Origin of the sequence: Psychrobacter immobilis, assembly GCF_904846235.1 — a bacterium.
Lineage (GTDB): Bacteria > Pseudomonadota > Gammaproteobacteria > Pseudomonadales > Moraxellaceae > Psychrobacter > Psychrobacter immobilis_C.
This window is the reverse complement of the sequence record NZ_CAJGZN010000014.1, coordinates 40,130-61,347: the sequence shown is the minus strand read 5'-3', so window position 1 is coordinate 61,347 and position 21,218 is coordinate 40,130. Positions and strand designations below refer to the sequence as shown.

Annotated in this window: 17 protein-coding genes and 1 tRNA gene; 8 read left to right on the top strand and 10 right to left on the bottom strand. The window is 39.7% G+C overall.

From position 1 onward, the window contains the following. Window positions 1-81: 81 nt before the first annotated feature. Window positions 82-1,059, bottom strand: coding sequence for a glutathione S-transferase family protein (locus JMX07_RS10260; RefSeq protein ID WP_201607783.1), 978 nt, complete (start codon window positions 1,057-1,059; stop codon window positions 82-84). 311 nt (window positions 1,060-1,370) lie between these two features. Here JMX07_RS10260 and JMX07_RS10255 point away from each other — a divergent pair. After that, window positions 1,371-1,447, top strand: a tRNA-Val gene (locus JMX07_RS10255). 229 nt (window positions 1,448-1,676) lie between these two features. Here JMX07_RS10255 and JMX07_RS10250 read toward each other — a convergent pair. Then, window positions 1,677-1,904 (bottom strand): helix-turn-helix domain-containing protein, encoded by a 228-nt coding sequence (locus JMX07_RS10250; RefSeq protein ID WP_075107579.1) that lies wholly within the window; start codon window positions 1,902-1,904, stop codon window positions 1,677-1,679. Between the two features lie 117 nt (window positions 1,905-2,021). On the opposite strand from JMX07_RS10250, the gene JMX07_RS10245 reads away from it, so the two are divergent. From JMX07_RS10245 to JMX07_RS10230, 4 genes are read left to right on the top strand one after another with little or no spacing between them, the layout of a single operon-like run. Further along, entirely contained in the window at window positions 2,022-2,237 is a 216-nt protein-coding gene (locus tag JMX07_RS10245; RefSeq protein WP_075107543.1) for a hypothetical protein, read from the top strand. An 11-nt stretch (window positions 2,238-2,248) separates the two neighbouring features. Beyond that, the gene (locus tag JMX07_RS10240; RefSeq protein ID WP_201607782.1) at window positions 2,249-3,445 is read left to right on the top strand and encodes an Arm DNA-binding domain-containing protein; all 1,197 of its coding nucleotides are present in this window, start codon (window positions 2,249-2,251) and stop codon (window positions 3,443-3,445) included. Continuing rightward, entirely contained in the window at window positions 3,442-3,732 is a 291-nt protein-coding gene (locus JMX07_RS10235; protein WP_201607780.1) for a hypothetical protein, read from the top strand. The genes JMX07_RS10240 and JMX07_RS10235 overlap by 4 nt, the downstream gene beginning before the upstream one ends. A gap of 10 nt (window positions 3,733-3,742) precedes the next feature. Then, window positions 3,743-4,063 carry a hypothetical protein gene (locus JMX07_RS10230; RefSeq protein WP_201607778.1) on the top strand — a complete coding sequence of 107 codons (321 nt, stop codon included), beginning with the start codon at window positions 3,743-3,745 and terminating at the stop codon, window positions 4,061-4,063. A 97-nt stretch (window positions 4,064-4,160) separates the two neighbouring features. Here the strand turns inward: JMX07_RS10230 and JMX07_RS10225 are convergent, their stop codons facing one another. Continuing rightward, the gene (locus JMX07_RS10225) at window positions 4,161-5,207 is read right to left on the bottom strand and encodes a TRAP transporter substrate-binding protein (RefSeq protein WP_201607776.1); all 1,047 of its coding nucleotides are present in this window, start codon (window positions 5,205-5,207) and stop codon (window positions 4,161-4,163) included. A gap of 492 nt (window positions 5,208-5,699) precedes the next feature. Between JMX07_RS10225 and JMX07_RS10220 the strand changes: the two genes are divergently transcribed. After that, window positions 5,700-6,863: an iron-containing alcohol dehydrogenase gene (locus JMX07_RS10220; RefSeq protein WP_201607774.1), complete on the top strand. Its 1,164-nt coding sequence runs from the start codon at window positions 5,700-5,702 to the stop codon at window positions 6,861-6,863. Between the two features lie 49 nt (window positions 6,864-6,912). Beyond that, complete coding sequence (locus JMX07_RS10215; RefSeq protein WP_201607773.1) at window positions 6,913-7,812, top strand: SMP-30/gluconolactonase/LRE family protein; 900 nt, start codon at window positions 6,913-6,915, stop codon at window positions 7,810-7,812. A 118-nt stretch (window positions 7,813-7,930) separates the two neighbouring features. Here JMX07_RS10215 and JMX07_RS10210 read toward each other — a convergent pair whose 3' ends face one another. The 6 genes from JMX07_RS10210 to JMX07_RS10185 all read right to left on the bottom strand — a co-directional run bounded on the left by JMX07_RS10210 (window position 7,931) and on the right by JMX07_RS10185 (window position 16,455). Beyond that, complete coding sequence (locus JMX07_RS10210; RefSeq protein ID WP_201607772.1) at window positions 7,931-8,755, bottom strand: M48 family metallopeptidase; 825 nt, start codon at window positions 8,753-8,755, stop codon at window positions 7,931-7,933. Window positions 8,756-8,783: 28 nt separating this feature from the next. Next, a complete protein-coding gene (locus tag JMX07_RS10205) occupies window positions 8,784-12,083 on the bottom strand; it encodes a type I restriction endonuclease subunit R (RefSeq protein ID WP_201607770.1) in 3,300 nt (1,099 codons plus the stop codon). 344 nt (window positions 12,084-12,427) lie between these two features. Continuing rightward, window positions 12,428-13,177, bottom strand: coding sequence for an adenylate/guanylate cyclase domain-containing protein (locus tag JMX07_RS10200; RefSeq protein WP_201607768.1), 750 nt, complete (start codon window positions 13,175-13,177; stop codon window positions 12,428-12,430). Between the two features lie 14 nt (window positions 13,178-13,191). Further along, window positions 13,192-13,725, bottom strand: a complete 534-nt coding sequence (locus tag JMX07_RS10195; RefSeq protein ID WP_201607766.1) for a hypothetical protein — start codon at window positions 13,723-13,725, stop codon at window positions 13,192-13,194. Further along, entirely contained in the window at window positions 13,725-14,930 is a 1,206-nt protein-coding gene (locus tag JMX07_RS10190; RefSeq protein WP_201607764.1) for a restriction endonuclease subunit S, read from the bottom strand. Before JMX07_RS10190 ends, JMX07_RS10195 begins: the two co-directional genes overlap by 1 nt. Then, window positions 14,920-16,455 carry a type I restriction-modification system subunit M gene (locus tag JMX07_RS10185; RefSeq protein WP_201607762.1) on the bottom strand — a complete coding sequence of 512 codons (1,536 nt, stop codon included), beginning with the start codon at window positions 16,453-16,455 and terminating at the stop codon, window positions 14,920-14,922. Before JMX07_RS10185 ends, JMX07_RS10190 begins: the two co-directional genes overlap by 11 nt. A gap of 282 nt (window positions 16,456-16,737) precedes the next feature. Between JMX07_RS10185 and JMX07_RS10180 the strand changes: the two genes are divergently transcribed. Beyond that, a complete protein-coding gene (locus tag JMX07_RS10180; RefSeq protein ID WP_201607761.1) occupies window positions 16,738-17,670 on the top strand; it encodes a hypothetical protein in 933 nt (310 codons plus the stop codon). Window positions 17,671-18,008: 338 nt separating this feature from the next. Here the strand turns inward: JMX07_RS10180 and JMX07_RS10175 are convergent, their stop codons facing one another. Continuing rightward, window positions 18,009-21,218 (bottom strand): site-specific integrase, encoded by a 3,210-nt coding sequence (locus tag JMX07_RS10175; protein ID WP_201607760.1) that lies wholly within the window; start codon window positions 21,216-21,218, stop codon window positions 18,009-18,011.

The following is a 21,218-nucleotide window of genomic DNA, read 5'->3' as shown; positions in this document are numbered from 1 at the left end:
TGTACTACCTTTTATAATGTAAAAACCCCAGCTACTAATAAGTAGCTGGGGCTTTTTTTGAATATTTTTTGATGAATAGAACTATAGACGTGCACGATCATGTGGTTCATTAAAATCAAGCACTGGGCCAACAGGGACAATACGCGTGGGATTGATATTGGCATGACTGGTGTAATAATGCTGCTTGATATGATTCATATTTACCGTATCTTCAATGCCAGGTACCTGATATAAGTCACGCAGATAGCCCCAAAGATTTGGATAGTCAACGATACGACGCAGATTGCATTTGAAATGCCCAACATAGACAGCATCGAAACGAACCAACGTCGTAAATAGTCGCCAATCGGCCTCGGTTATAGTGCTACCTGTTAGATAACGCTGATGTGCTAAGCGCGTCTCAAGTGTATCTAATGCCGCAAATAGCTCAATCACGGCCTCTTCGTAAGCCTCTTGCGTGGTAGAGAATCCTGTTTTATATACGCCATTGTTGATAGTTGAATAGACAAAGGTATTGATATCATCAATTTCTTGTAACAACTCTGCTGGCACAAAATCACCTGCTAGCGCACCAACCTCATCAAAGGCAGAGTTAAACATGCGAATAATCTCAGATGACTCATTACTCACGATTGTGTTTGTTTTTTTATCCCACAAGATAGGTACGGTGACACGGCCTGTATAGTCTGGCTTGGCCTTGGTATACAGCTCATAGGCATAGTCTGCATTGATAACTGGGTCAGCAACGACGCCTGCACCCTCTGCAAACGTCCAGCCGTGCTCTCCCATAAAAGGATGAACCACAGATATCGGAATGATGTCTTCTAAGCCTTTAAGCTTGCGGTAAATAAGGGTACGGTGTGCCCAAGGACAGGCTAGCGACACGTATAGATGATAGCGGTCAGGTTCGGCTTTAAAGCCCTCAATACCTGTTGGCCCTGCACTACCATCTACCGTTACCCAGTTTCTAAAACCAGCATCCTCACGCTGAAAGCGGCCGCCACTCTCTTTTGTCTCGTACCACTTGTCTTGCCACTGCCCGTCTACCAAGAGACCCATGTTATTCTCCAACTGTTTTTAATATTTGTTTAACGTTTACTAAGCATGATTAACTTTAAGTCATTATCATCATGATGATCGCATTATTTAGAAAGACATCATACCAGTTATAAGGGTCTAATCATTAGCATCACCACTTTTATTAACAATAAAAACTAAACTTACTAAATTTAATATTTAGTTAAATTATACAAAAACACTTTTTAATCACTAATATAATGCTGAATACCAAATATTATGATAATAAAAGAGTTTTATGCTAAAAAAGACTTGCAAAGTCTGAGAAACTTGCTAAAATGCTCAACCTAAATAGGCGTATAGCTCAGTTGGTTAGAGCGCTACCTTGACATGGTAGAGGTCGTTGGTTCGAATCCGATTACGCCTACCAGATTCGAAAAGCCCCAATCTTAAGATTGGGGTTTTTTTTTGTCCGTGAAATATGGGCTGTAGCGGAAAATACTTGCTTATATCGACTCATAGCCATGATTATACAATCAGATTTAAATCATTTAAAAAAGTGACGGTGACCAAATGGTGACCAAAACGTGACCGACCCTTAAAAACCATTAAAATTAAAACTCTCTTTTTGACCTCTACTTTAAACTGTAAGCTAAAACCTATTTCTGAGTATTTTTCTCTTTATCCTCTTTTACATATTCAAAAATATCCCCTACCTCTACTTCTAAATACTCACAAAGCTTATCTATAGTATCAAAATCAATTCTAGATGATTGATCATTATATATCTTATGTAATGTCGTCTTGCTTACCCCTGTTGCTCGTACGGCATCCGCTACTTTTAGCCTTCTTTCAGCTAACAAAGTTGGGAGATGGTTAACTATCATTCTATAAACTCCAATTATAATTATAAAAAGTACTTGCATAGTTATAAATTTATGGTAAATTACAACTATGGTATTTAAAAGTACCATTATGGTTAAACTTTATATAAGGAACATATTATGTCACATACCTACCTAACTACCCAAGAGCTTTCTGAGCTCATCAAATACAACCCTCGTACTATCCGTAATGAGCTCAAGGATAGTGTGCTTATCGAGGGTATTCATTACATACGTCCATTTGGTGGTCGTAAGATTTTGTACATTTGGGAAGAAATTGAAAAGGATATGCGCACTGGTATCGCCGGTAGCGTCAATGCCATGGCACTTCAATAAGGAGAAATAGAATGGCTAGTATCAGAAGTAGATACGGCAAGCTTGTTGTAGATTTTTACTATATGGGTATACGCTGTCGGGAGACGACAAACCTGACAGACACACCAGCGAATCGCAAGAAGCTTGAAAAAGTGATTGAGAAGATGGAAGCAGAAATCATCTTAGGACTGTTCAACTACGCTAAGTACTTTCCAAAAAGTGATAAAGCGGCACAGATGGTAGCGTTAAACGACCGAAAGGAATGCATTAGTACCGATACGCCTTCTTTTGAACAGTTTGCAAAATTATGGTTTTCTGAAAAAGAAATTGAATGGCGTGATACTTACAAGCGTAAAATAAAGGAGATTATTGATATGTACTTGATTGCTAAGTTTGGGACTAAGCCCATTCATCTCATAAAAAAGACAGATGTATTAGCCTTCCGTTCATCCCTCGCCAAAGTGACTTACGGAAAAGCTAACAAACATCTGTCAGCGGCACGCATCAATTCGATCATGGTACCTTTGGGTATGATACTAAAAGAAGCAGCTAAACGCTATAAATTTGATAATCCTTATTACGATATCAATGCGCTCAAACAGCCCAAAACGGATATCCAACCATTCACACTAAGTGAGGTTTGGACGTTTATTAATGGGGTGAGAGCAGACTATCGCAATTATTATCTGGTACGTTTTTTCACAGGTATGCGTACGAGTGAAATTGATGGATTGACTTGGGAGAACATTGACTTTAATCGACGTGAGATTGTGATCAAACAAGCTTATGTCAAAGGCAAAATTGTTCCTCCTAAGACTCAAGAGTCTTACCGTGCGATTCAAATGTCACCTTGGGTCTACGATGCTCTGAAGGAACAGCAGACCATCACTTATAAGCGATCTGATTATGTGTTTTGCGCACATACAGGTGAACCACTTGATTATAACAACGTAAATAAACGTGTTTGGCACCCTACTCTTAAGATTTTGGGTCTCAAAAAGCGTAATGCTTATCAGACTCGTCATACCGCAGCAACGCTATGGTTAGCTGCTGGCGAAAGTCCTGAGTGGATTGCCAGTCAAATGGGGCACGCTACGACTAAGATGCTGTTTAATACTTATAGTCGCTACGTACCGAACATGACTAGGCAAGATGGTAGTGCATTTGAAGCATTGGTCAATCGCAGTCAGATTGCTCAGGTATCTACTGACAAGGAGACGTCACAATGAAAATGATTGATTACGATAAATTGCATGCGACGTTTAAATCTAGTGGCTATGTCAGTAATGGCGCAGATAATATTGCTAACTACCTCATTTGTGAGCTCTGTATTCAGTCAGGTACTGGTTTGGCTAGGTTCCTAAGTATTGATAGTTGCTTTGATAATCATACGGCGCTGCGCATATGGGTACAGAAGCGCTTAGAAACTAATCTCGACTATGTCTTTGATGATATGTGTAGTCAGCTACAGAGTGAGCTCTACGAGCTTCTACCTCAAACTGGTTATGGATACTAAGGAGGGTATTATGAGCATGAACTTCGTCTTTGATTCAGCTCTGGAGGATACAGCAAAGCGTCTGTGCTATGAGTATTGGTCCTATGCGTCGCCCAGTGATTATATAGCGCATTTAGAACTGCTTTGTTATGACCACAACACGGAGACTGATGTTTTATTTGCTACACTTGCAAAATGTCAGGTTTATTTAGATGACGTACACTGTGAGTACTGTGGTCGTCCCTATCAATTAGATGTCCCAGCAGATGTACCTTATGCAAGGAGATTTAATTCTTGGTTTTGTGAGGGGTGTATTAGCTTTTCTGGTGGACAGCTTGTCCTAGGTAAGTAAATCTTGAAATAGTTATAATCAGAAAAACAAAAAAAGCCTCAGCTTAAAGTTGAGGCTTTTTCAGTTTAGCTATATTTTAGCTAAAATTTTTATAAGATTACACCTTACAGACTACGCTAGCTTCTTTAGCCTTATCATAGACCCCGTAAGCATCTAGTCCTAAAGACTCCACATCATCAAGATATTTCTTTGTACCTTTTTCAAGTGGACCTTTCCAATCTGGGTCATTGAGTGGATCTAGGATATCGATAACTTCGTCTCCCTGATCGATAGCTGCTTGTAGCTGCGTTGAATAAGTCTTATCCCACATGGCCCCTACTTTCTTGCTAAGCGCCATACCTGAATTGTCATCAATAACTTGTTTCAAGTCCTCTGGCAGACCTTCATACTTATCTTTATTCATAGTTACCATTAAAGCAGAACTATAAAATGGCATATTAGTATGATACTTCGTCAACTCATTTAGTTTGAAAGTCTCCATAGCTTCCCATGGAAAGCTTAATCCATCAACTACACCACGCTGTAAAGAAGTATATATATCATTGGCAGGTAGCCCCACAGGAGAAGCTCCCATACTCTCGATAATATCACCTGCAACTGCTGAAGGCCGACGAATACGCATACCTCTCATATCCTCAGGAGTTCTGATCAATTTGTTAGTACTGTGCAAGGTTCCGGGTCCTGTGGCAAACATAAAGAGCAAGTGTGAATCTTTATACTCTTCAGCAATCGTACCATTGTCATACAAGGTTTGCAGCATACAGCCTGTTTGTGTTGATGAGTTAGATAACCCTGGAAGCTCTGCAATCTGAGATAGTGGGAATCGACCACTTGTATAACCTTGTACTTGTGAGCCAATATCAATGGTTCCTTTTACAGCAGACTCATAAGCTGTATCCGCTTTACTAATAGTGGCCGAAGGATATACCTCAACTTTAAGACGCCCGCCCGAATCAGCTTCGACTTTCTTTGCCCAAGGTTCAAAAATCTCTTTATTAATATCAGATGTTGCAGGATAGAAATGTGAGAAACGTAAAACAGTGGTCTCTTCTGAAGAAGTCGCACCATTACTAGATTGGTTTGAACAACCTAAAAGGCTCATCGCGGCTAGCACACTTATCGGAAAAATGGGTGCTAATTTCATTATCAATTCCTTTTGATAGTAGTCATAAGTTCATTAATTTAACTTATGTTTTTATAGTATTTGACAGGTAAGTTAAATACACCATTATTAGTGGTTATAAATAATTAGGTCAATATATACTTAACGTACAACTGAACACTCATCTGAAATTAGCAACTAAAGTGATAGCTGTCAAATCATTTAATGACTATTCTCTAATGTTTATGATAATGTAATACCTTACAAACATCGGCTAGTTAAGCATGCTAGTAAATTCAGATATTGCTTACTTTTCTGGTATCCAGACCCTTTTAATACGCTGTTTTTGCAACCCACTGTCCGCAATGATTTTGTAAAAATGTATTGAAAGTAAAAATGTTAATAAGATAAGTAGTTACCTAATACTCTTGAAAAGCATTGACGCCTTATAAGAGTCTAATCGATATAAAAGCACTCTTACTTTTGCATCGTTCGATCTCAACAAGTGAGTATATATATACAAGGAAGAACAGAATGACAGGGATTGAATTTTATACTAATGGTCATATTGTCAGCGAAGCTGACAGCATGCGCCAAAAGCTAGGGGTTTTAGCAAAACAATATTCTGCCACCTCAGCTATAATCATTACAGATGCTGGAATCTCCGAACTAGGCTATGTCAATATCGCCCAGCAATCCTTACAGGAAGCCGGTGTTAATGTCGTTGTGTTCGACAGTGTCGTTGCAGACCCGCCCATTGAAATTGTTGAAAGCGCTATTGGACTTGCAAGAGACAATAAATGTGACTTGATCATTGGCTTAGGAGGCGGCAGCTCTATTGATACAGCAAAGATTGTCGCCCTATATCCAAACGACTTTCAGTCCGTTAATGATATTTTGGATAAAGATATTAGCGGTTTCAAAAAACTGCCGCTATTTGCAATACCGACTACTGCAGGTACAGGTGCAGAGTCCACTTTTGTCTCCGTGATTACCGCAAAGGATGGCAGTAAAAAGGCTATTTATACTCCTAAAATTCTACCTGATGTCGCCATTTTAGATGCAACACTGACACTAAAATTACCTCGTCATATCACTGCAGCAACCGCGCTTGATGCTATGGTGCATTGTATTGAAGCCTACACGAGTCGTACTAAAAAGAATCCTATTTCAGATGCATTAGCCCTAAAAGGCTTACAAATGCTTTGGAATAATTTTGAAAAAGTGTTAAACCAAGGTGACGATATTGATGCTCGTGCCGATATGCTGTTAGGTTCTACGTTAGCAGGCATCGCCTTCGTCAATGCCTCTGTAGCCGCTGTTCACGGGCTCTCCTACCCGCTTAGTATTAACTTCCACATTCCACATGGACATGCTAATGCACTCGTCATGTGCGGTGTTTTTACATTTAACTTATCAGAAGCTGCTCCTCTATACGCAGAGCTTGCTCGTGCTGTCATGCCTACTCAAACAGCTGGAATGACAGATTTAGACGCAGCGACTTCATTTATTAGTCAACTAAAAATATTTTTGGAAAACAGTGGTCTCAAATACCGTTTAAGTGAACTAGATATTACAAAGAACGATATTCCTGCTCTAGCCGACATAGTTATCAATACCTATGCGCGACTAATTGCCACCAATCCCAAAGATATGAATTTAGAGGAAGTCACTGCAATATATGAAGAAATAGCCTGATAAGAAATACTTTTTAAATAATTTTGTCTATCAATCAAGGAAGATGGTTATGTCGAAATATGAATTAGAAGTTGCCGTTGATGGCTTTCACTATCTAGAAGGGCCTCGCTGGTATCAAAATGCGCTATGGTTTGTCGATTTCTATACTCAAGGCGTTTATCGGGTCAACGATGAAGGAATAGCGGAGAAAATCATCCATGTTGAACATCAACCTTCCGGTTTAGGATGGTTGCCTGATGGGCGTCTGCTGGTTGTATCGATGAAAGACCGCAAAGTCTTGCGACTAGAAAATGATGGTAACTTGGTCGTTCACGCTGATATCTGGGAGCATTGCGGTGGTCATGCCAATGACATGGTGGTTTCAGTCAATGGTAATGCTTATGTCGGCAACTTTGGTTTTGATTTGATGGGTGGCGCTGACCATGAAAACACAGGGCTTGTATTGGTTAAGCCTGATGGAAGCTCACAGGTTGTCGCTGAAGGATTGGCATTTCCAAATGGCATGGTTATCTCTGCAGACCAGAAAACATTAATCGTTAACGAGCTATTTGGCAATAAAGTTACGCAATTTGATATCAAAGAAGATGGTAGCCTCGGAGAAAAGCGTGACTTTGCTAATTTTGGAGAATTAGGTGATGAGCCAAATCTGGGTCTACGTATAGAAAATGCCAGCATATTACCTGATGGTTTGGCCTTGGATGCCGAGGGTGCTGTGTGGATCGCAGATACCATAAATCAGCGAGCGGTACGCATAGCAGAGGGTGGTGAAATTTTAGAAACTATCGATACTGCACCTGATGGTATCTTTGCGGTTACTCTTGGTGGGCATGATGGTAAGACATTATTTATGTGCGCGGCGCCAGACTGGGATGAAGCTTCTCGTAAGGCAGAAACTAAAGGACGTATGCTAGCTGTACAGGTTGAAGTAGGGCATGCAGGTACGCCATAATTAAAAAGCTTCTCAGAACTGAACTTAAAATAACCCGCATCAGGCGGGTTATTTTAGTTGATAGCTAGCTACTTTTTGAAGGTGGCTTTTATGCTAATTACGATAAAGGTGTTATGACTCATTCATTCAAATAAAGCTCAGCCATCTCATCAAGCCGGGCTTTTACCTCTTTCCAGTTCGGCATTACTTGCGTTAATAAGCGCCAAAATTGCTCGCTATGATTATGCTCAGCTATATGACATAGCTCATGCAATATTACATAATCAATGCATTCCTTTGGTGCTTTTACTAAGTGCGGATTGAGGATTAAATTACCTTTCACTGAACAACTGCCCCACTGCTTCTTCATAACTAACAGTCTGAAAGCTGGCGTATCAGTTATCCACGCTGCTTTAGGTAATACCACCTTTAGGCGTTCTATAAAGATAAGCTTGGCTTTGTTTTTATACCATTCATCAATAAGACGTTTAACTAAGACAGCTCGTTCTTCAGCGTCCAACTCAGAATCACTTTGAGACAATTCCACGTTAAATTTACCGCGACTGAGCTTCACCGTGCTGTTTGTTACATCGGCAGTTTCTGCATCGGCTATCACTTTTAACACATAACGACGGCCTAGATAAAACTGGGTCTCACCGCTGACATAGCGCTTGGGCAATACATGATCTTGTTGCTTGGCAAAGTCCTGTAGGCTTTGCCATATCCAGCGAGCACGCTTCATCATCGCATCATAAATCACCTCATCGGTAGCATCGACAGGTGCGGTGGCAACCACACGCTGATCAGGATGTACTTTGATAACCACTTTTCGAGGCTTGGTCTTTTTAGCAATCAGCTTATCGCTTTCAGGCTTATTTATCTTTTCTTTATAAGTTGCTTCTTTACGCACGACTTCATAATCAATCTTATCTTGACCATAATAAAATACGCCATTCTCAGTCATTACCTACTACCCTCTTACTGCTCTTAGCCTACTTGTCTCTTGAAAGCCCAAGACGGGTAATCTTTAGCACTTCTTCGATAAGTTGTTGCGCTTTATCGATACCCAAATCCATAAATAACATCGGCAGCAATTTGACACTAATAGCATTTTCAATCTCTGCTGGATTGATAGAATACTCAGCCACTGCTGTCTTAACGATCTTATCAACCTCAAAGGCGTAAGCGACTAGCTTGTCGTTATCTAACTCTTTATCTACCAAGAAATCAATATCAAATAAGTGCTTAAACAAACCAAAATACGCCTGAGCATGTTTGTTTAACTTACCACTATCATCGATAAACGCATTTGGTACATCAGCGACATCGCGGTCTTTGACGGCTTGCTCAAAGTCAGCAAACATCATGTACTGCTTCACTGGCGCATCAAACATTGCCTTAGCATCAGCAATCGCTTGTTTGAGCAATTTAGAAAAATACTCTTGGGCATAAGGATCATCAGCCAAATCCTGCTCAATCATCTTGGTCACCCGACCAGTGATTTTATCCGTTTGGTTACGGGCTTCATCATCGCTTAATTCTTCAGGTTTAACATCCTTACCTAAGTTACCAACCAAGTAAGCACCTTTTGCCTCACGAACTTCAAGCCCTGCGATATGCTTATCAAGTAAGCTACGAATGTCCGCTTCATACTCATCGTAATCAATGGTTTCATCAGCATCTTCGCGTACTTGCTTACGTAGATTGATAAAGGCTTTTAGATCCTGTTTATAACAATCACGTTTACTATCAAACGACTTATCCTCAAAGAAAGACGCTGATTGCAACGCAATTTTCATAGCATTAGAAAACGTAGTCAAAGCTGCATAAAAGTCATCACGTTCTTTGAGCTTGGTATCGACTACCCTACCTTCTATTTCCTGCATTTTTGGTGCAAGTACTTGTCTTAACGCTTGACCATCCTGTTTGTTCTTCACTGATGAGAATATCGCCCACAGCTCACTATGCAGTCTGGGTAGCTGCTTATACTCGGTATCCATCGCGTTATACAGACCCTTAAGATCTTCGATATCAAAGCCACCTTGCGTACGTTCTGCTAAGTCTTGATATTTCTCAATGGTGATATCCAGCTCTTTTAAGATGCCACGATAATCAATCAGATAACCAAAGCGTTTCTTCTCATGCAAGCGGTTTACCCGTGCAATCGCCTGAATCAGGTTATGCTGTTTTAAAGGCTTATCAATATACAGTACGGTGTTTTTTGGCTCATCAAAGCCCGTTAGTAGCTTATCAACAACGATCATAATGTCAGGACCATCGTCCTGACTAAAGGCTTCTATGATAGCTTTGGTGTAAGCTTTTTCATCACCGCCATACTCTTTGGCGACATTGGCTTGCCACCAGTTTTGTACGATGTCTTTTGATTCACCATCAACAGTGTCATGCCCCTCACGGGTATCAGGTGGCGACATGGCAACCACTGAGGTCACTTTGCCAATCTTGTCTAAGGCCATCTTATAGCGGATAGCTGAGGCTTTAGAGTCACAGGCCAGTTGACCTTTAAGGTGCTGCTGTTTAAAGTTTTGGAAGTGATCAGAGATGTCATGAGCGATCAGCTCAATACGACCTTCAACCTGATAGATTTGACCTTTTTGTGAGAACTTACGCTTGAGATCAGTCTTTTGATCATCGGTAAGCTTTTGAGTAATACGGTCAAACCAAGCATCGATGGCTTGGTCATTGGTATTCAATTCAGGGATACGCTCTTCGTATAATAGTGGCGTGACGGTTTTGTCTTTAACTGCTTGCTGCATGGTATAAGAGTGAATGATGCTACCGAATTTGTTTTCGGTCTTATCATCTTTCAGTAATGGCGTACCTGTAAATGCAATAAAAGCGGCGTTTGGCAGGGCTTGTGCCATGCGGATGTTATTCTCACCGTTTTGGCTACGGTGACCTTCATCGACCATGACGATGATGTTTGGGCTGTCGTTATAACATTCATCATATTTAACGGCCGAGCCAAACTTATTAATAATAGAGAAGATAACGCGCTCGTTACCGTGCCCGATTTGCTGCGCTAGACGGCGACCAGAAGTTGCCATGGCATCGGATTTATCTCGATCACTAAGCACACCACCAGAAGCAAAGGTTTTACTAAGCTGAGTTTCTAGATCGACACGATCGGTGACGATAATGACGCGGCACTTCGCAAGCTCCTCTAACCAAATAAGTGCTTTGGAAAAGAACACCATGGTGAAAGATTTACCACTACCTGTGGTATGCCAAATGACACCGCCTTCACGACTGCCCTTTTCATCAAAGGTACTGATACGTTCAATCAAGGCTTTGATACCAAAGACTTGCTGATAACGGGCAACAATTTTGCCAGCTTTTTTATCAAACAAGGTAAACAGGCGCGTCATTTCAAGCAGACGCTGTGGCTGCAAAAGACTGATGATTAAGCGGTCTTGGTCGGTAACGACTAAATCACCGCCATTAACTAATGACTGATATTCCTCTTTGATAGAAGTAGGACGATCACCAAACAAATTCTCAATTTGCTTAGGACTGAGCGCTTGGTTCTTTAAACGATGAAACTCAGGTTCAGAGATTTCTTCTTCAACCCATTTTGCCCAAAACTTCTCAGGCGTACCGCAGGTGGCATACAGACCGTCATTACCATTGACCGCTAGTAATAACTGGCTATAGGCAAATAGATGCGGTATTTCTTTTTGCTTTTGATTTCGGATATGCTGGGACACCGCTTGAGCATTGGTCGATTGCCACTCTCTACTCGAGTCAGGGCGTTTGGCTTCGATCACTGCCAGCGGTAGACCATTCACAAAGCAGACGATATCAGGTCTACGGCTACTCGTGCCCTCGCTATTGAGTACCACCAGCTCTTCAGTAACGTGAAAGCTATTATTACCAATATTATTCCAATCTATCAGAGCGATAGTCTGCGAGGTTTTCTTACCATCGATAAACTCAGTCACGGTCACGCCATAAAGCATAGCGTTATATAGTGCTTCGTTTGCTGCCTGTAAGCCTAAGTTCATGGCTGGATTTAGCTCGTGCATGATTTTATCAATGGCACTGTCTGACAAATGATGCGCCTGACCTTCAAATGTAAAAGTTTGCTTGGCTAAAAATGCACGCATGATGGGCAGTAATACGACTTGGTCAGTGGCCTTATTTGAAACCACTTTTGAGCGCATGGCACTGCATTGACTGGGTGGTATGAACTCATAGCCTAATGTTGTCAGCAAGGTTAGGGCAGGAATCTTTGAGCTGAACTCTTCTGCGAAGTTGATGCTGGGGTTGGTCATATCTGCCCACTTTAGACATAGCGTTTGTTTGGTTATATTTATTGTAGCTGATACCGTCATAAAAAAGGCAAAGAAAAACCGCCAAGGTTGCGCGTTACCCAAAGGGCACTAAGCGTGGCGGTTATGTTGGGTATAGATTAGTTGATATTTGTTATGGTGACAATTTGCTTTGACAAGAAATAAAAAGTAAAAGCTCAAAAAGATTAGCCTCGATATCTGAATGCTTTAAAAGTGGGGAAATATGCGAGTCATGGGACGGTGTTCTTTAAGACTGCATTCGCGCCTCGTCCCTCGGAAAGGGCAGATATAGTTGTTGTAGGTGAGAAGAACCAACCCTACACTGCTTACTCTCTAAAATCGTTCTCAACCCATGTATTAAATTCAATTTTAATAATATCAGCATGATACGCATCTAAGTACCAAGTTTTAGAGTTGTTGATGTATTTGAAAAAACCTCTTAAGTTGTTATTTGGATTATTCTTTTCAAGTTCATCTATAAAATTATCATAAGAAGTTTTAGAATATATTATACGTGAATAGCCATCCTTATCTCCGTAGGAAGATAGGTTTGATGCCATCGTCACTGCTCTACCTATCCATACTTTGCTATTGATATTGACACCTTTCCTACCAGCTTTCACCACCAATTCCTTATCAGTAGCCATACCAATTCCAACGTCAATTTTATCCATTCCTCTCTTACTAAGTAGTCGATTAAACATGTTGATAAACGTATTCACATAAAAAGTATTATTTGCACATTCTAAAATTTCGGCTTGAGTAGGCGTAGTATAGATAGCGTAGACACAATCTCCACGGATACCTATCTCACGGACGTTACCATCCTTCCTGAGGATTTCGATAACTTCTGAGGTAAATGCTCTAACTAATTTAGCTGTATCTTCATTCTTCTTAGAAAATAAAGTAGTTGAGTCCCTTATATCAACAAATATTGCTGTAACCCAAGAATTATAACCGTTCTCAAAAGTAAAATTATCATCACTGGGAAGTCTATCCTTTTCTTCTATTTCCATATAGTTATCAAGAATTGTTTCAATTCTATTCTTTCCTTGCTTGTAATCATATATAGACAATATTCTCTCCTAATTTAAAATAAATAAGACCATGAGACTATGAGCACTGGTAAGCTGAACAGAATGAGCTTAAAACCTTTGTTGTACCTTTCGAATTTTTCTGTGCATATTTTTGAATTGACATAAATTTGACAGGCTAAATCTTCTCTATAGCTATACTCGTTCTTTTCGATATTTTGTAGGTATTCATTACTACCTTGTTGAGATGATATTGCACCAAAAAAAATCATAGAGTTGCTATTTTCAGAATGAATTTTGGTTCGCGCTGTTAATGCTTGTGATAGGTGATACACACCTTTTAAAAAATAAAATAGCGAGAGAGTAAGGCCAAATATACTAATTCCAAAAAACCAATATGATTCGTTACTTTCTAGTACTAAACTAATAAAAATTAGGTTTGGGGGCTTGAATGTAAGTAAGATCGTGATGATAACTCCAACAAAAGAGAGTAAATAAGATACTTTACTATCGCAATTGGCAACAAAACCTATCGTTCTATCTAAAGTTTTTTCTAGTACTTCGTTACTTATGCGAGAGTCAGCTTCCATTACGCAACCGCCCCATCAACCACCACCCGCTTCTTACCAGTCAACAAAACCTGCATCAGCGCCTTTTTCTCTTGCTGAAAATCAGCCAATTGCTGCTCAAGCAACTCAATTTCTTTATCGGCATTGGTCAACACGGTGGCGGTTTTTTGTTGTTCTTTCAGGCTTGGAATTTTAATTACTAATTCAGATACAACGCCCCAATCTGCTCTAGGCATTTTTGATCCTGATGATTTATTTGCCTCAGATACAAACTTATCTGTTTGTACGAAGTGAAATAAATACTCATCAAGCAACTTAGATGTAGTTTTAAACACCCATATTTCAGTCGAGCAAACGCCTTCAAAATCTGGTCTTGCATACTTTCTTAGGTATGGGCGCAGCTTGCCAAACAGTACGCTTCCAGCTTCAAAATAGTTTTTTATACTTGCTAATTCGCTAGCATTTTCACTTCCAATTATTCGACCTGAGCTTTGATCTAAATGCTCCAGCTCAATACAAGGAAGACACTGATTAGCCTTTAATGGATTATACTTTTTAGATGATAATTTAGTGACTTCTCCGAATATTACTTCCTCCCACTCACCCTCAAACCGCTGACCTGACTCGTCAAGCAAACGCTTTTTACCCGTCAGCAATTGCTGCATCAACGCTTTTTTCTGCTGGATACTATTCTCAATCAAACGCTCAGTCGTGCTAATCGCTTTATCCCAAGTCGATAGGATTTTGGCGATTTTTTGTTGTTCTGGGAGTGGTGGAATCGGAACTTGAATTTCTTTAACAATTCCGCCGCTTAGATTTTGCTGACCACCACTATTGGCTAGCTCTCTGATATTTTCATATTGGCTAGTCAAATATTGATAATAATAATCTACGTTAAATCCTGCATTCAACTGTAACGCAGCACATGCTTGATTTGTAGAAGCTTCAATCCCAAGCTTGGCTACTTGACCACGAGTTTTTCCTTGACCATACATAGCCATTAAAATAGTATCTTTCGGATATAATTTTGCTGATGATTTTTGAAGACCTTCTTCAGTAATTTTTTGCTCAGTATCAGTAATCACATTGAACTTGACTTCAGCAGTAGTTACCCAAGGAATAGTGCCATTAACCCAGTAAGAATCTTTTTTTCTGCTAGGAGTACCACCCGAAGAAACTTGTGCTATGTCCTCTATAACGCCTGACTCCCAACCATTAGGCATCATAACCCAACTCCTTTAAAAACCCTGCCATTTCTGCTTCTAGCGCATCGAGTTCAGCCTTTAACTCAAGACGCTCAGTACGCACCGCGACCAGATCAATCTCCGCCTCTTCCTCAAAGGTATCGACATAACGTGGAATGTTAAGGTTAAAGTCGTTTTCTTTAATTTCATCAAAGCTCGCTAGATACGCGTATTTATCAACGCTCTCCCGCGCTTTATAGGTTTCGATGACTTTAGCAATATTGCTATCAGTGAGCTGGTTTTGATTTTTACCGGATTTGAACTCATTGCTGGCATCGATAAACAGGACTGTGTCATCCGTTTTATTCTTTTTAAACAGCAAAATAGCGGCTGGAATACCCGTCCCAAAGAACAGCTTTTCGGGTAAGCCAATCACCGTATCGAGTAGGTTTTCTTCGATGAGCTGCTGACGGATTTTGCCTTCGCTAGACGCACGGAACAGCACGCCATGCGGTACGACCACACCCATACGACCAGTAGTTGGCTTAAGTGTTTCGATCATATGACTGATAAAGGCATAATCGCCCTTGGTCTTGGGCGGTACACCGCGATGGAAGCGACCATAGGGATCGCTGCTGGCATCTTCATGTCCCCATTTATCCAGTGAAAACGGCGGATTGGCGGTCACCACATCGAACTGTAATAAGTGCTTGCCGTCCTTGTCGAGTAGCAGCGGATTGCGGATGGTGTCGCCCCACTCGATACGGTGGTTGTCCTCACCGTGTAGGAACATATTCATCTTCGCCAGTGCCCATGTCGAGCCAATGGCTTCTTGACCGTATAGCGCATACTTCTTAGAGTTTGAGTTTTTGCGTACCATTGCCCCGCACTTAATGAGTAGCGACCCTGAACCACAGGCTGGATCACAGATTTCATCACCTTCGACAGGCTCAAGGATAGTCGCTAGCAAATTAGACACTTCAGGCGGCGTATAGAACTCGCCAGCTGTCGCGCCACTACTCGCAGCAAAATGCTTGATTAAAAACTCATAAGCATTACCAATCACATCGAGGCTACCGACACGCTCAACGCTTAGATTAAGGATGTCTTTGCCAAAGTCTTCTAATAAGTGGCGTAGTAGCTCGTTCTTTTGCTTTTCTTGACCCAGTTTATCAGTGTTAAAACTGATATCTTGGAAGACGTTTTTGAGCTTAGTACCGTTGGCTTCTTCAATGGCATGTAGCGCCTCGTCAATACGTTGACCGTTGCCCGGCTGATGACGCTGCTCATACAAGTCCCAAAAGCTTGCGCCTTCAGGCAAGACAAAGCGCTGCTTGGACATCATGGCATGGATCAGCTCTGGGTTGTCGCCAAACTGCTCGACCAGCTTGTTGTACTCATCGCGGTAAACGTCGGATAGATACTTGAGAAACAGCATGGTCAAAATAAAGTCTTTATAGGTATCAGCGCTGATGACGCCACGGAAGGTGTCACAGGCGTTCCATACGGCTTTATTAATGTCGTCTTGATTGATTTGGGTAATATTATTAGTGGTACTGGCAGGCATTGGTTATTCCTTAACGCGCTGGAAAATTGCTGGTTGTTATGGTGAGTCTTTATAGTTTGATGAACTGGTTTTGCTTGGGAGTATAGCGCACATTACTGTTTAGGATAAGACTCAAGACACTGCTACTTGTGAGTTGGAAATTTTCTAATGATTTAAACATTCTTACTTTATAAGATACATAGTAATTGTAGCGACAATGTTAAAACTAAAACTTTGTTTTGCAATTTGATGTACCTTTAACTATGATTACTTTCTTACGGAAAGCTAACGATAGGTAACAATATGAAAATAAATAAATTGTATGCCAGTATCTTATTGACAAGCGCCTTAATGCTGACAGGGTGCGGCGGCAATGATGATAATGGTGAATATGTAGTAGGTAGCGGTGATAGTACTGGCCCTATCATCGACAATAAGCTGAGCTACGTAGCATTTGACCCGTTCAGTGATGTAATTGACGGAGAATATAAGACAGGATGGGGAAAGCTTGCCTATCGATTCGATAGCAATAATTTTTTGCAGACAATTTCTACTGTCGTAGGAAGCTCACCTACTGCTTATCAAGTTAGTAGAGGTGATGAGGAAGATAATTTAGACTACTATGTTGGCAATAAAGTATTTGTAAAAGTAAGTGATGAGTTTGACAGTCGATTCTATAAGCTCAAATTTACTGATAGTGATAGCTTTGAGTTAAAAATTCAGACCGATAACGCAGCCATTGAAAGCATTTACGATATCGAAACTTTAGATCTTAGCGGCATTAAGAAGTTAGCTCGTAATGCTGATACGGGGATTAATACTGTCTTAGACTATGACTACTTCCCAGATAATATCGCCTTTCCTACTGGCTCTCAATGCTATATTTTTCAGGAGACACCATCTCAGTCCTATTATTCTTTTTACGAGCTAGCTTCTAGAAACGACATCACTATCAGTGAATGGATCGCTGACCAAAAACAATACAACGTGGTCAAAAACCTCGTTGAAGAAAAAGTTGGTCGCAATAACGAACTCTCAGCTGCTAGATATACTTCTGAAGATGGCGATATTGTAGCTGCTGTTGAGTACAATGGTTTAGTCTATGACTCTTACTACTATCAAAAAGGTGTTACAGAAGATACTGATACGGACTTTACGGTCGATGTGGTCAATTGTGATCAGTACAATACTGTTGCCGCTGATTTCATAGAAACACAAATTAAAGCCAATTATTAGAAATAGTTGTGTACTAAGAAGTAGCTGTAATCTTAAGAGCTTATATAAATCAGAAATCATGAACCTACCTCATAGAAATGAAATAAAAATAGCGCCTGCAATGGGCGCTATTTTTATGAGTCTAGTAAGGGCTCATCAATCACATTTATAAATATTCACAGTTAGACATCAGGATCACTACCGCTTCATTGATTACTTTTCTTTTTATGCTCTATAAACATATATCACCATAAGGGCTCAACGATTAGTCCTGTATATAGTTTTAAGCAGATAACGACCACACTATTCTGATAGCGTACCCACCATAACCTCATCCAAAAACACCTGGCAATCTAAATTCACATCATTTTCAAAAACTGATTATCCAAATCCAAGATTAAAGTTAAATGTATAGCAAACCTCAATAAGGGCGAATACTCGTAATTGGAGACTTCAATTTTACTATTTTTCTTTGAATTCTTTTTGCTATTCGGGTTATGTATACCTAGACTAATAATATTATCTGGTTTATACGTTTCGAATTTTAAGCCAGGATAGCCTGATAGCTCTTTTTTAAATAGTGACATTATCTCTTCATTACCTCTTACAAGCCAGTACTTATCTTCTATAAGTTCAGCCCCAAGCTTTATAAAATCTACTGCTGCATTCATATCTTTTATAGAGAAGTTGATACTAGGACGCGAAGTGCTCATTTTAGAAGCCGCAACCATAATAAACTGATTCCATTGTTCATTTTTTTGGTCTCTAACTGTAGTAGCGTTCGTAAAAAAATGACTTAAGATCTTCTGCTCACGACCACTCTTCAGTAATGATGGGGTTAACTTAATAGTATCTGTTTCAGCGAAAAACCGCTTTTGGCCTCTTGTAGATAGAATGCCATGAATTCGCATAGCATTATCAAAATACTGCTGTGCATGTAACCTATTAATATCGTATTTTGCAGCTACGTTATCAACGTTTTTATCCTCTACCATATCTTCTAAAAACCCAATAATCCTTCGTAGACCATACCGCTGTAATAGCATATTTCTACTATCATCTTGTGCATTCGCTACTACTGTATTATTAATATTTTCTTGGATAGCAAATTGCTTTGGACTTCTATAATCTTTATTCAATACTTGTCGATACAATATTTTTCGTATCTTTTGCAGATCTATGTTATTGGTATCACCTTTATATCCATTCTCTTTTAATTGCTTTTTATCTATACCGGTAATATTTTTAAATGTGCTATAAGGCAATCGAATACTAGCTTGACTAAGACTATAAGACGCCATTAGCCATGCGGTATGATTGTAATATTCGAAACCTCTATCAGGTGATAAGTGTCCAAAAAGATGAGCGCAGCTATACCACAAATCTGAACCACAAGTATTTTCACCCAGTAATCCCTTTTTAATACATTCAATATCCTCTTCATTGTAGTCAGTCATACTCATGACTAAGTCAGGATGACCTTGCATTACTAATGCTAGATTAGTCATCGCTGTATGCCTAAATCCATGAAACGTCATACCTATATGATCAGATCCCTCTATATCTTTATGCAATAGCTTGAGCAGCTTGATTGGAACATGGTCAGCAAGAGGTATATGTGAGGATGACAGTGTAAAAATAAAACGCTGATCATTCTTCGTCTTGTTAATAGTAATAAACTTAATAAACAATGCCAATTCAGATGGCTTTAACAGTGCAAATAGCGGTACCTCTCTGATGCTTTTGTCTGTTTTGATTGAACGATAATGATTTGGACGTATCATAACTGACGGTTTGTCACGCTGCATTCCCTCGATATCGGCATATTTAAGACCTAAGATCTCTTTTTTACGCATGCCTGTACGATACGCGATAGTGAATAAAATAGTGAGCATATCGGCTTCAACAATATCAATACCAATTCGCATTTGTTCTATAAGTGCTGAAAATAATTGTGGAGAAAACCATTCAGAGCGAATTTTACGCTGCGATGACGTAAGAGGCACTTTAACCTTTGGGAATCCATATTCTACTTCAGCAAACTTATGTATTGCTTGTAGACGTTTTGCCGGGTAACTTAAATCTTTGACAGCCATATCATCAAGTATTTCATCATATAGCTCTTCAAAATATTCAGTTGTCCAACTCTTAAGCGGTTGGTCTTTGGTAAACGTTAGCCATTCATAACCTATAGCGGTTATATATTTGCTAATAGACTCATTATTAATTCCCTTTTTTTCTACAAGAGATAACACCCAACGTATTAATATTTTATAGCTCAAACTTGAAGAGTCATGCGATATTTTTAATAGTTCGTCGATTATGTTGCTTTGAGACTTGGACTTATTCTGATGCTCATACTTTTTGTGTAGTATATTTTTAAGCGCTTTAATAAGATCAAGCTCATCATCTGCCTGACGGCGAGAGGCTTTCTTTTCATTTCCACCATTGGAAACAATGATTTCAAGATCCAAAAACTCTTTGTTCTCATATACTTTTTGAATAGGCTGGTACTTCTGATGAAGTAATCGTTCAAACGATTTTTTTGTGAGTCCAACGGTAGCCTGCTTGCCTTTCATAACGGTTACTAATGCCTGATCTACATTCACATCAGGTAGCATCTCCCAAATATAACTGCTATTAGAGAGCATGAATGCCAACGTTGGTGTCTTGATACTCTGCTTAACTAGCAGTGGAGTTAAAGTGGTTTTTAATATACTTTCAATACTCGTTTCAGTCAGCGTTTCGTGTATCAGCTCATCAAGCATTGATATCATCCTAGCTTTACTATGACAGTCATTTAACCGTATCAACCAACACCGTGTGACGGGGTCTAAAACAATTTGCTGATTGCAATACAAATTATCAGTAATATACTCGTTGCCATATTTTCTGTTCTTATAGTGCCCCTGACTAATAATATTAAAATTTATAAAAGGCTGGCGTTTTGTCGGTTCTCTAATAGTATTTATGTAGCTTACAAGCGTCTTTTTATCATTGATTCCTCCATATATCATTGCTGAAAATATTAGCCACCCTATAATCTGGGTTTCCGTATAACAATCCGTATCTAGCCAATGGCGATCAACAACTGTCAAAATACTACTCACTTTCTTACCATTTTTGATCCAGTCAGATTCAACACTTAAGGTATTGACCTTAGCTTTAACCGCTTTTGGAGGCATTGGGTATGCAGTCGTTTGGGTCTGAAAATTATTATTTTGGTAAGCGATAAATTCATTCAGCAGTGTATAGGCTTGTGTTAAAGGATATCCTTGATAGCAGTAGGTAGGGATACTCGACGTCATCTGACTATAAAACTCTTCCAGGTTTGTATTAGTTATTCGCTGGCCTTTAGTTATTGAACACATTTTGTCCTTATCGAACAAAGTATCCCAATTTTCTTGAAACATTAGTAATAGGCTACGCTTGTTTAACTCTAAAGGTGTTAGCCGACTCTCTGAATCAATTAATTGATAACCTGTAGATAATTTGATGAAAAATTTATCAGTAATTCGTCCGTTTGGATTTATCCAAACGCTAGGTTCTATGGTTTGAATATCAGACAT